Annotated in this window: 9 protein-coding genes and 1 other annotated feature; of the genes, 7 read left to right on the top strand and 2 right to left on the bottom strand. The window is 35.6% G+C overall.

All coding sequences use genetic code 11. From position 1 onward, the window contains the following. Positions 1-44 precede the first annotated feature (44 nt). From ACVQ8P_RS06505 to ACVQ8P_RS06480, 6 genes are all read left to right on the top strand, one after another. Positions 45-1,124: a DUF916 and DUF3324 domain-containing protein gene (locus ACVQ8P_RS06505; RefSeq protein ID WP_462298403.1), complete on the top strand. Its 1,080-nt coding sequence runs from the start codon at positions 45-47 to the stop codon at positions 1,122-1,124. Between the two features lie 32 nt (positions 1,125-1,156). Beyond that, complete coding sequence (locus ACVQ8P_RS06500; protein ID WP_462298401.1) at positions 1,157-1,528, top strand: LPXTG cell wall anchor domain-containing protein; 372 nt, start codon at positions 1,157-1,159, stop codon at positions 1,526-1,528. Between the two features lie 180 nt (positions 1,529-1,708). Then, entirely contained in the window at positions 1,709-2,683 is a 975-nt protein-coding gene (locus ACVQ8P_RS06495; RefSeq protein WP_462298399.1) for an aldo/keto reductase, read from the top strand. Positions 2,684-2,754: 71 nt separating this feature from the next. Then, positions 2,755-3,645, top strand: a complete 891-nt coding sequence (locus tag ACVQ8P_RS06490; protein ID WP_462298397.1) for a MurR/RpiR family transcriptional regulator — start codon at positions 2,755-2,757, stop codon at positions 3,643-3,645. A 306-nt stretch (positions 3,646-3,951) separates the two neighbouring features. Beyond that, positions 3,952-5,799 (top strand): beta-glucoside-specific PTS transporter subunit IIABC, encoded by a 1,848-nt coding sequence (locus tag ACVQ8P_RS06485; protein ID WP_462298395.1) that lies wholly within the window; start codon positions 3,952-3,954, stop codon positions 5,797-5,799. A gap of 11 nt (positions 5,800-5,810) precedes the next feature. Then, a complete protein-coding gene (locus ACVQ8P_RS06480) occupies positions 5,811-7,235 on the top strand; it encodes a 6-phospho-beta-glucosidase (RefSeq protein ID WP_462298394.1) in 1,425 nt (474 codons plus the stop codon). Positions 7,236-7,426: 191 nt separating this feature from the next. On the opposite strand, the gene spxB is transcribed toward ACVQ8P_RS06480, so the two are convergent. Beyond that, entirely contained in the window at positions 7,427-9,166 is a 1,740-nt protein-coding gene (gene spxB, locus ACVQ8P_RS06475) for a pyruvate oxidase (RefSeq protein ID WP_462298392.1), read from the bottom strand. 144 nt (positions 9,167-9,310) lie between these two features. After that, entirely contained in the window at positions 9,311-10,258 is a 948-nt protein-coding gene (locus ACVQ8P_RS06470; protein ID WP_462298549.1) for an NADP-dependent oxidoreductase, read from the bottom strand. A gap of 163 nt (positions 10,259-10,421) precedes the next feature. Further along, positions 10,422-10,620 (top strand) — a binding site (T-box leader). 57 nt (positions 10,621-10,677) lie between these two features. Here ACVQ8P_RS06470 and tyrS point away from each other — a divergent pair. After that, positions 10,678-11,934 (top strand): tyrosine--tRNA ligase, encoded by a 1,257-nt coding sequence (gene tyrS, locus ACVQ8P_RS06465; RefSeq protein ID WP_462298390.1) that lies wholly within the window; start codon positions 10,678-10,680, stop codon positions 11,932-11,934. Positions 11,935-12,372: the final 438 nt, after the last annotated feature.

Raw genomic sequence — 12,372 nt, 5'->3', positions numbered from 1 at the left:
ATTTAATTAATTTTGTATGAAGAAGAAAAGGGAGATATTTAGTGATGAAGAAGAGAGTAACAGCGGGCATTTTTGCCGCATTCGCAACCGTTTTATTTTTTGCAGGTAGTCAGGTAGCCAAGGTGCAAGCTGCGGCAATGAGCTTCTCAGTTGAAGCTCAAATACCATCAAATCAGATTGATAAGAATCAAACTTATTTTGACTTGAAGATGAAGCCTAACCAGAAACAAACTTTAGTTGTTGATATGAAAAATGCAACGAACAAAGCTGTGACGGTTGAGGTCCATCCGAATGCTGCGATGACAAATGATAATGGGGTTGTTGAATATAAAGCTGTTAATCCGACACTAGATAAATCTATGACACAGCCATTTTCAAAATTAGCAACAACAGATACGCTAGTGACGATTCCTGCTAAATCAGCTATTAAACAAAAAATCGATGTGACAATGCCTGCTAAACCATATACTGGTTTAATCGCTGGTGGTATTTACTTCACAGAAAAAATTGATAAAGCGAAAGAAAAAGCAGATAAGTCAGGGGTTCAAATTAAGAATCGTTATGCTTATGTTGTGGGCGTTTCGCTTCGTGAAAACACAACTTCAGTTAAACCAAATATGGAATTGTTATCAATTAAACCTGGACAAGCAAATTACCGTAATACGTTGAAGGTTAAGTTACAAGATAATAAAATGACTGCAATTAAAAATCTTAAAGTACACGGTAAAGTGTATGCAAGAAATGGTAAAAAAGTTTTGTTTGAATCTAAAACGTCAAACATGACGATGGCACCAAATACTAACTTTAATTACGGAATTAGCTGGGATAATCAGGAATTCAAAGCGGGTAAATACCGTCTTGAAATGACTGCTGACTCTGGTAAAAACCATTGGGAATGGAAACAAAACTTCACAATCAATGGTGCTGATGCTAAGAAACTTAATAAGAAAGCTGTAGATTTGGAAAAGGATTACACAATGTGGTATATTCTTGCCGGTTTCTTAATCTTACTATTACTCTTTTTGATTCTCTTCCTGATCTTACGTCGTAAGAATAAGAAAGATAAAGAAGAAGCAGTTGAAGAAGCAAAACGTCAATTACTTGAAGAATTAGACAAAAAGTAAGCTCAAAACACTGACGGGGAAGTAGGTGTAGAATGATTAACACGATGTTTAAAAGGGTATTATTGTTTAGTACTTTAGCATTTGGGCTAATGGTGATAACCGGATTCGGCTCAGTTTCAGCTGCAAGTTATTCAACTGAGGTTGGCATTGAACTGACGGGTAAGCAACCAGAACCAGATGTAAAAAAACCTGATACGTCAAAAGAAGTACCAGCAAAGACGCCGACAGAATTGAGTCATTCAACAACCAGCAAGCCACATATGGTTGCGATGACAACTTCTAAAAACGGGTCATTGCCACAGACAGGGGATACACAACAGATGGGTATGTCAGTAATTGGCTTCATCATGTTGCTTTCTGTGGCAGGGTTCATGAAATATAGACAGGGTAAAGCAGTTCGTTAATAAATTAATATAAGTTCCCCCAGGACTAATAGTAGTAAATAATGAATGTGAAACCTTTTATTTCTGAACACAAGAAGAGGACAGTCAATTGACTGTCCTTTTTTTGTGGAAAAAAGGTAATTGTATAGCAACTGTGAAAGCGCTATAATTAAGCTGTAGTTAGATTTGGAGGGATAGTTAATGTATCAAGCAAATGAAAAACGTTATGATAAAATGATTTATAATCGTTTAGGCAATAGTGGTCTAAAAGTTTCTGCAATCGCTTTAGGATTATGGAAAAACTTTGGTGATGAGACACCACTAGTAACGCAAAAAGAAATTATTGAAACAGCATTTGATCATGGAATTACTTATTTCGATTTAGCTAATAATTACGGTGATGGTGCTGCCGAGAAGAACTTTGGCCGCATTTTACGTGAAGATTTAGGGACACATCGTGATGAGATGGTTATTTCAACGAAGGCTGGTTATTATATGTGGCCAGGTCCTTATGGTGAGTGGGGATCAAAGAAAAATCTGTTTGCTAGTATGGATCAATCTTTGTCACGCATGCAGTTGGATTATGTCGATATTTTTTATCATCATCGTCCAGATCCAAATACACCTTTGGAAGAAACAGCAGAAGCTTTAGATTTGTTGGTACGTCAAGGTAAGGCGCTATATATCGGTATTTCTAATTACCGTGCACCAGAAGCTGAGAAGATGATTCAGTTGTTGAAAGCTAAACATACGCCAATTGTCGTTCATCAACCTCGTTATAACTTGTTGGACCGTTGGATTGAAGATGGGTTGAAAGATGTCTTAAAACAGGAAAAAATTGGGACAGTGGCATTCAGTCCGTTGGCCCAAGGCTTATTGACGGATCGTTACCTTAATGGTATTCCTGATGATTCTCGTGTAAAACGTTTCGACTCATTACCCGCAGAACGTGTTGAAAAAACGCTTGTTCAAGTCAAAGCCTTGAACGAAGTGGCGGCTAGTCGTGGTCAATCATTGGCTGAAATGGCTTTATCGTGGGATTTGAAAGATGATTCCGTTTCATCAGTTATTATTGGCGCAAGTCGTGTGAGCCAATTAATGGATAATCTAAAAGCGCTCGATCATTTAGATTTCAGTGAAGCAGAGTTAGCAAAAATTGATACTATTTTGAAATAGATAAGTTAAGTTCCCGGCTGTGATGGTTGGGGGCTTTTTTAGTTGTGATATAAAATTGGAGGGTAAATAGAATGTACCTTTTTCAAAAAATTGAGGAAGCAGTTTTTAAACAAAATGATGCTAGAAGGACAATTGGAGAATTTATTTTGGCGAATAGAGAAAAAATAGCCATCTATTCCATGGAAGAAGTAGCAAGTATGACGCATACCTCTAAACCAACACTTGTCCGATTTGCAAAATATTTTGATTATTCAGGATGGAAAGAATTTACATATGCATTTACACATGAGGTCGCACAATTTGATAAGGACGGTTTTGAGTCAGATTTTAATTTGCCTTTTGATAAATCTGCTGACACCTTGCAAATTATTGAAAATCTTGCGAGTCTAGGTATACAAACCATCAAAGAAACAACGTCTTTGATTTCATTAACTGATATAGACAGGGCTGCTGAAATGATTAATCAGGCTAACACAACCGTCATTTTAGGTAGAAGTCCTAACTCCTATTTGGGAGAATCTTTTAAAAGAAATTTGAATACTATTTATAAAAGAGCGTTTGTGACAAATGCGGATGAATCAGGACTAATAGCCAATTCATTAACGAATAAAGATTGTGTTGTTATCATATCGTATTCTGGAAATAACCCAGAGGCATATCCAATGAAAAATGTTAGTACTTTATTGAAAAATAATGTTCCTATTATTAGTATTACAGGGGGTGGAGAGAGTTATTTGAGAAATTATGCAACAGTTTCATTGAATATAGCTAGTAGAGAAAAATTGTATTCTAAGATAGCTAATTTTTCTACAGAAGAATCGATTCGATTTATATTAAATGTATTATATGCAAAAGTATTTTCTTTAAACTATGATAAAAATTTGCAAATGAAGATTAATGATTCTCGTCACTTAGAGGGATTGAGGAAGACAACGTTTAAGGATATAGCAGAGGATTTTTAAGTAAGGAATGTAAATGAACGTTAATATAAAAAAGTAGAAAGGCTCAAAATAAAGTCATTTACAATGGTTGCGCGTTGTAAGTGATTATTTTGAGCCTTTTGTAATATTAAATGATTCATAAAGAGCTAGAACGTGAAATTAATTCCATGGAAATGGGTCAATTATAAAATAAAGTGAAATACATTTCGACATAGTGTAATAGCGTTGAAAGCGCTGTTTTATGGTGGTAAATTTAAATCAAGGGAAATATTATGTATGAACCGTTACGACACATAAAATTTTTAAAAATTTATTAGAGGTGATTTTATGAGTAAAAAATATGAAAAATTAGCTAAAAGTATTATAGAACAATTGGGTGGTAAAGAGAATATTACAGACGCCTATCATTGTCAGACGAGGTTGCGATTTAAAGTCTCTGATGAGTCCAAGATTAATATAGAAAAGTTAGAAGATTTGGACGGTGTCGCTAAATATATCAATAATGCTGGTGTTCATCAAGTTGTTATAGGGACATATGTTAAAGATGTTTTTGAAGAAGTTGAAAAACATCTTGACGGTCAGAAAAATAATAATAACGACTCAGAAAAGAAGCGTATTCCAGCCACGATTATGGATTTTATTGCTGGGGCATTTCAACCCATTATTCCTGCACTTTCAGGTGCAGGAATGGTCAAGGCGGTTTTGGCGCTTTTAGTTGTTTTTAACGTTGTCTCGCCTGAGTCTCAAACGTATTATATGCTTAACTTATTCGCAGATGGTGTCTTTTTCTTTTTACCAATGATTTTAGCCTTCACCGTTGCCCAAAAATTAAGAAGCAATCCAATTTTAGCTGTTTCTGTTGCTGCAATGATGATGCATCCCAATTGGGGAACTTTAGTAAGTGCAGGTCATCCTGTTAACTTTTTTGATATCATTCCGTTCACATTAACAACTTATACTGGATCAGTTATTCCAATTTTAATTATTATTATTGTGCAATCATATGTTGAAAAGTATCTAGAAAAAATCATTCCTAAATCTGTTGAGTTAGTATTTGTTCCAATGTTAACTTTTCTTATTATGGGAACATTAGCATTTTCTATTTTAGGACCCATAGGTAGTATTTTAGGTGGATATCTAGCAACGTTCTTTACTTTCCTAAGTGTCAACGCAAGCTGGGTTCCGGCCGTTTTAATCGGTGGACTATTACCTATTATGGTGATGTTTGGCTTACATAATGGTATTGCACCACTTGGAGTCATGCAGATGGCTCAACTTGGACATGATAGTATCTTTGGACCGGGTGCATTGGTTTCTAATATTGCCCAAGCGACAGCAGCTGCAGTCGTTGCTTTTCGAACTAAAAATAAAAAAGTAAAACAATTAGCTGTTTCAGGATCAATTACAGCATTTATGGGTATTACAGAACCCGTACTTTATGGTGTTAATTTGCCTAAAAAATATCCATTGGTTGCTGCTATGATTGGTGGTGCTTCAGGTGGATTATATGCTGGATTAACGAATACGCATCGTTTTGCAACGGGTTCTTCTGGAATACCAGCAATCTTACTTTATATAGGTGATGATACGATGAAATTTTTCTGGAATATGATTATTGCTTTAATAATATCAGCGTGTGTAACAGCTGTACTGACGTATATATTAAGTTTTAAATTTGAAAAAGAAGAAGAAATTCCAGAAATTAAAACCGTTATTTTAGAAAATACGCACATGGCAACGCCCATTTCCGGAACTATTATGCCTTTAAGTCAAGTAGCAGATGAAGCATTTGCATCAGAAGCGTTAGGTAAAGGTTTTGCAATCGATCCTTCAGGTGGAGAGGTTTATGCGCCATTTGATGGTAAAGTTGTAGCGGTTTTCCCAACTAAACATGCCATTGGTCTTGTATCTAATACTGGTGTTGAGGTTTTAATTCATATTGGGTTGAATACTGTTGAATTAAATGGGAAATATTTTGAAACACTAATTGAGACGGATGATGAAGTCTCTAAAGGACAGCTATTAGTGACTTTTGATAAAGAAAAGATAAACGAAGCGGGATATTTAACTCAAGTGCCTGTAATTATAACGAATACTGCACAATATAAGTCGATAGAAGTTATTAAATCTGGAGATGTTACCAAAGGCGAAGACGTATTGACGATTAAAGTTTAGGAGGCGTAAAAATGCAATTAAATAAGAATTTTTTATGGGGTGGTGCTACGGCATCTAATCAATCTGAAGGTGGCGTATTAGAAGGTGGACGTAAACTTTCGAATGTAGATTTACTTCCAACTGGACCAGATCGGGGTAAAGTCGCTACGGGTGATTTAGAAATGTTGGAATGGAAAGAGGGCTATTACTATCCAGCAAAAGTAGGAATCGATATGTATCATAGATATATGGAAGATATTAAATTATTTGCAGAAATGGGTTTTAAAGTTTATCGTATGTCGCTTTCTTGGTCACGTATTTTTCCTAATGGAGATGAAGAAAATCCAAATGAAGCGGGATTAATATTTTACGAGAATATTTTTAAAGAACTGAGAAAATATCATATTGAACCATTAGTTACAATTGCCCATTTTGATGTACCTGTTCATTTAATAAAAGAATATGGCGGATGGAAAAATAGAAAACTAATTAAATTTTACACGCATTATGCACAAACTGTTTTCAAACGGTACAAAGGGTTAGTTCATTATTGGTTAACCATTAATGAAATTAATATTTTACTTCATCAACCTTTTGTTGGAGGTGGAATCGTATTTAAACCAGGAGATAATAAACAAGAAATTAAATATCAAGCTGCACATCATCAACTGGTAGCAAGTGCTTTGGCAACTAAATTAGCACATGAAATTGATGATCAAAATAAAGTTGGGTGTATGTTAGCGGGTGGAAGCCATTATCCCTATACTAGTCGCCCTGAAGATTATCAAGAAGCGATTAACCGGGATAGGGAAGGATACTTCTTTATTGATATTCAAGCACGAGGTAAATATCCAAATTATGCATTGAAAAAATTTGAACGTGAAGGACTAAATATTTTAATGGATGAAGGTGATAAAGCAATATTGGCAGAGTCACCTGTTGATTTTGTAACATTTTCTTACTATTGTTCGAGAACGGTTAGCGCACATCCAGAAGATTATTCACAAGCAACGGGTAATATTTTTCCTTCTATTAAAAATAAATATCTACCTTCTACGGAATGGGGCTGGCAAATTGATCCGCTTGGACTACGCAATTCGTTAAATCAATTGTACGATCGCTACCAAAAACCATTATTTATTGTTGAAAATGGGTTAGGGGCTGTTGATATTCCAGATGAAAAAGGAAATATTGAAGATGATTATAGAATTGACTATTTAAAAAAACATATTCAATCCTTTAAAGATGCCGTTGAAATAGATGGCGTTGAGTTACTAGGCTATACGACTTGGGGATGTATTGATTTAGTTGCGGCAAGTACAGGCCAAATGAGTAAACGTTATGGATTTATCTATGTAGATCAAGATGATGAAGGACAAGGGACGTTAAATCGTACGAAAAAGAAATCATTTGAGTGGTATAAAAAGGTAATTCTTTCAAATGGTGAAGAATTATAAAAAGTAAATAAATCGTGTTTCTTATTGATATTTTGATAAGAAACACTTTTTTTATGGAAAATGGATGAGTAATTAAAATAAATTATTGAAAATAAAAAAATAAAGCGACTAATTGCGTAACTTATTAAAGACGACAAAAAAAGGCTTCAAAAATCAGCGTTAGCCAATTTTTGAAGCCTCATATTTGTTAATTAATCTTGGTTTTCAAGGAATTCACGGAATGGAATTAAACCTTCAGTTTGGTATTTTTTAGTGAAAGCTTTAACAGCTTCTGGATCTTGTGTTTTAGAATCAATAACTAATTGTTCAACAGGAAGTGGACGATCAGATGTCACTTTAACATCGATGACAACGGGCACTTTTGACCCTTTAGCTGCAGCAAAAGCAGCTTTTAATTCTGCTAATGTACGAACCGTGTAACCTTTGGCACCCATATCAGTTGCAATGGCACCCCAATCAGCATCAATTAAATCAACACCTGAATGTGGTTGTTGTTTATCATCTTGTTCAGCACGGATAAAGCCAAGTTCTTTGTTGCTCAAGACAACGTTAATGATAGGCATATTGTACTTAACTTGCGTTAAGACATCTTGCATAACCATTGCCCAACCACCATCACCAGAAATTGAGAAAACTTGACGGTCTGGGAATGCAGAATGAGCACCAATTGCGGCTGGTAAAGCATAACCCATGGTTGCATACCATGCAGATGTCGTGAATTTATTTTTCTCACCAAGACGTAAGAAACGCATTGATTCGATAGTTACATTACCAACATCGATTTGGAAAATAGCGTCGTCTTCTTTAATTTTGTTGATTTCATTGAAGACAGGTTCGAAACGAAGTTCTTTGCTATCATCTTCATTGAAGCTATCAATCCATTTAAACCAGTTTTCTTTGTTAGCAATGGCTGCTTTGTACCATTTAGTTGGTGCAATAGGTGTTTTAACAGCATTATTTAAGGCAATTAAAGTTTCCTTAGCATCAGCCAAAATAGGAACGTCAACAGCATGGCGTTTACCTAATTTTTCAGAATCGATATCGACTTGAATGAATTTAGCATCTGGAGAGAAGAAATATTCACCAAATGGGAAATCAGTACCGATGAAGAGAACGGCATCAGCCCCACGGAGAAGTTCAACACCAGGTTTGCTGGCAACACGGCCGGCAGAACCCATGTAAGCTTTGTAATCATCAGGAATAATCGTTTTAGTAAGTGCAGATGTTGCGATTGGTAATGATAATTTTTCAGATAGTGCAATTAATTCTTTACCAGCACCACGAATTCCTTTACCAGCATAAATAATAGGCGTTTTAGCTGTTGTCAAAATATCTAATGCATCTTGAATTTGTTTATCGCGAGGCATTGGGTAAAGTGGTGTTTGATGAGTTGCAGCTGTTGAAACAAAAGTATCATCAATTTCTTGCCACCCAAGATCAGTTGGAATAGTAACAACGGCCACACCATTGTGTTTGTATGCTTGACGAATAGCTTCATCAACAACAACAGGTAAATTCTCAGGTGTTGTAGCTGTACGGTTATAAACAGCAACATCTTCAAACATTGGATTTTCATTCATTTCTTGGAAGTAATTTGTATTCATGACTTGTGTGCCAACTTGTCCAACTAAAGCAAGAACAGGAGCGCCATCATGTTTAGCATCATAGAGACCATTCAATAAATGAACAGCACCAGGACCAGCAGAACCAAAAGCGACACCTAATTTACCAGTTACTTTAGCTTCGCCGACTGCAGCAAGTGCCCCAACTTCTTCGTGGCGAACTTGTACATAATTAATCGTATCTTTACGGTTATGTAACGCGTTCATTGTTGAATCAAATGAGCCACCAGGTAACCCATAGACGGTTTTAACGCCCCAATCTTCTAAAACTTTAAGCATTGCATCTGAAGCATTAATTTTTTCTGTCATAATAGCAAAACCCCTTTTTGCAAAATTTTATTCTTCATAAGTATTATAATGCTATCGCTTACTTAATACCAGAAAAAGTGGTTACTTTTAGTAACAAAAAAACAATTCAGACAAGAAAAGTCTGAATTGCTATAAGTGGGGGCATTATTTGAAGCGAACGACAATCTTGCCGAGCGCATGATGTGATTCACTGCGGTCATGGGCTTCTGCTACACCTTCAGCAGAGAACTCATGAACTGAGTCTAAAATCACCTTTAAAGTGCCATTTTCAAGCATATCAGCCATTTTAGTTAATTCTTCACCATTAGGTTCTAACCAAATGGAGTTGAAAGTCACTTTTCTAGCTTCAGCAAGTCCTGATGTTTTTTCAGAATCAATACCAGTAATGGCAACGAGACGACCTGTACCGTGTTTTAAGATACCAACTGATTTTTCTTGAGCTTTACCACCAATTGTATCAATAACTAGGTCAATATCTTTTAAAACTTCCGTAAAATCTGTTTGGTTGTAATCAATCACTTGGTCAGCACCCAGTCCCTTAACAAAATCAAGGTTTTTTGAACTGGTTGTCGTAATGACGTAAGCGCCAACGGATTTAGCAAGTTGGATAGCAAAAGAACCAACGCCACCTGAACCGGCATGAATGAAGACTTTTTCACCTTTTTGTAAGTGGCCATGATCAAAAAGGGCTTGCCATGCAGTCAATCCAGCTAAAGGAACGGCCGCAGCTTCTTCAAAGCTAATATTTTCAGGCTTTGGTGCAAGTAAATTAGCATCAACAGCTGTATATTCAGCGTATGTACCAAAACGAGTTGTAGCAGGACGGGCGAAAACGTCATCGCCAACTTTCCAGTCGGTTACGTTGGCGCCGACTTCAGTAATGACACCGGCAACGTCCCAACCCAAGATGATAGGGAAAGACCATTTGAGCATAGGTTGTAAATAACCTTCACGTGTCTTCCAATCAATAGGGTTAATCCCAGCTGCTTTTTCTTTTATAATGACTTGATCTGCAGTCATTTCAGGCATAGGTACTTCGCGTTGCTTAAGTTGATCTTGTCCACCGAATTCATCAATCACAACGGCTGACATGGTTTCTTTTTGTATCATTGGATTCATCTTCTTCCTAGGGTACTTTTAATTTGTAAGTAAATTGTATCGAACAACAAAGTAGAAAGCAATAAAACTGCCCATTAGATGGCTAAAATGTTCATGGTAAAAATTGACATTTAGGCTTAAGATACGTATATTATAGCTATAAGTGATGAAGTAGTTCAGTAATTTATCGACCAATTGCAAAGAAATCTGATGGCCGCTGTGAATCAGAGAATGCCGATAAGTGAAGTACGCTATGGAGCTAACAACGGGTCATCTCGTTAACGATGATTGAGCGATTATCTACTATATATAGATAATAACTTGGGTGGTAACGCGGAAATTAATTCGTCCCTGATATCTTTTTTAGATATTGGGGATTTTTTTATACATATATTATATAGGAGGAAACAGAAATGAATATTATTGACGAACTAGAATGGCGCGATGCTATTAATCAAACAACAGATGAAGCTGGGTTACGTGAGTTAACGGCTGAAAAATCAATCGGCTTATATTGTGGGGTTGATCCAACAGGCGATAGTATGCACATTGGACACTTAATTCCATTTATGATGTTAAAAAGGTTCCAACTAGCAGGACATCATCCTTATATTATTATCGGTGGTGGGACAGGTTCAATTGGTGATCCAAGTGGTAAGAATTCAGAGCGTGTTCTCCAATCAATGGAACAAGTTCATCATAATGAACAAGCCCTTACGGCCCAAATGACAAAATTATTTGGACAAGATTCAAATATTTCAATCGTAAATAACTATGATTGGTTATCAAAAATAAGTTTGCTTGATTTCTTACGTGATTACGGTAAGTTATTTAACGTGAACAGCATGCTCGCAAAAGATGTCGTTGCAAGTCGCCTAGAAGTAGGGATTTCATTCACAGAATTCACTTACCAAATTTTACAATCAGTCGATTTCCTCCATTTACATAAGCATCACGATGTTCAATTACAAATTGGTGGTGCTGATCAATGGGGTAATATCACGGCTGGAATTGATCTTATTCATAAAGAACTCGGTTCAGACACCAAAGCATATGGACTAACAATTCCGTTAATGCTGAAAGCTGATGGAACTAAGTTTGGTAAAACAGCCGGTGGTGCAGTTTGGTTAAATCCAGAAAAGACAACGCCATATGAATTTTACCAATTTTGGTTGAATCAAGATGATCGGGATGTTGTGAAGTATTTGAAATTTTTCACATTCTTAACGTCAGATGAAATTGCTGAATACCAAAAATCAGTAGAAACAGCTCCAGAAAAACGTGAGGCACAACGTCGTTTAGCACGAGAAGTAACTGAATTTGTTCATAGTCCAGAAGCAGTCATTGAAGCAGAGCACATTTCTGCAGCACTATTTTCAGGAGAAGTGAAAGCATTAACAACAAGTGAAATTGAACAAGGATTTAAAAATATGCCTTCAGTTGAGTTAGAAGCAGAACCAGAAAATATTGTTGAATTATTAGTTAATACAAAAATTGAATCATCAAAACGTCAAGCACGTGAAGATATTACAAATGGTGCAATCCGAATTAATGGTGAAAAAATTCAAGATTTAGAAGCTATGATTGATCCAGCTACAGAATTTGATGGTAAATTTGTTATTATTCGTCGTGGTAAAAAGAAATATTGGTTAGGTCGCGTTAATGCATAATGAAATAAGTTAGATAAACTTTAATAATTATTTGTTGAAAATAATTTCAAAATTAGGCTTAATTAGTCTTTTTTTGAGATTATTTTTTTAATTAATTAATAAAAATGGCTGATTTTCATGAATGGTTTCGGTTACATTCATAAATTTCGATTTATTGTAAATAAAAGCTTGACGAAGGACATTATTCTTGGTAAAGTAATAAACGTTGCTTCAGCAGTAAACAACTAATTCAAAATGAACATTTAATTAAGAATAAAAAAGTTCTTGACAAACAATGTGAAAATTGATATGATATAAAAGTTGTCAAAAGTAACCAAGTAGATCTTTGAAAACTGAACAAATTTTCGACAAATCAAATGTGTAGGGTCTCTTAACTAAGAGTTAAGAGCAAACATTTGCGAAGTCAATTCGCTAGTTTTAAAAAGCAACAAAACAATA

The organism is Dellaglioa sp. BT-FLS60 (assembly GCF_054941065.1).
This window is presented reverse-complemented; position numbering and strand designations above follow the sequence as displayed.

Bases quoted from the DNA above. Each gene is read 5' to 3' on its own strand.
- ACVQ8P_RS06500 (WP_462298401.1), top strand. From the start codon at position 1,157: ATGATTAACACGATGTTTAAAAGGGTATTATTGTTTAGTACTTTAGCA.
- ACVQ8P_RS06490 (WP_462298397.1), top strand. From the start codon at position 2,755: ATGTACCTTTTTCAAAAAATTGAGGAAGCAGTTTTTAAACAAAATGAT.
- ACVQ8P_RS06470 (WP_462298549.1), bottom strand. From the start codon at position 10,258: ATGTCAGCCGTTGTGATTGATGAATTCGGTGGACAAGATCAACTTAAG.
- tyrS (WP_462298390.1), top strand. From the start codon at position 10,678: ATGAATATTATTGACGAACTAGAATGGCGCGATGCTATTAATCAAACA.
- ACVQ8P_RS06505 (WP_462298403.1), top strand. From the start codon at position 45: ATGAAGAAGAGAGTAACAGCGGGCATTTTTGCCGCATTCGCAACCGTT.
- ACVQ8P_RS06495 (WP_462298399.1), top strand. From the start codon at position 1,709: ATGTATCAAGCAAATGAAAAACGTTATGATAAAATGATTTATAATCGT.
- ACVQ8P_RS06485 (WP_462298395.1), top strand. From the start codon at position 3,952: ATGAGTAAAAAATATGAAAAATTAGCTAAAAGTATTATAGAACAATTG.
- ACVQ8P_RS06480 (WP_462298394.1), top strand. From the start codon at position 5,811: ATGCAATTAAATAAGAATTTTTTATGGGGTGGTGCTACGGCATCTAAT.
- spxB (WP_462298392.1), bottom strand. From the start codon at position 9,166: ATGACAGAAAAAATTAATGCTTCAGATGCAATGCTTAAAGTTTTAGAA.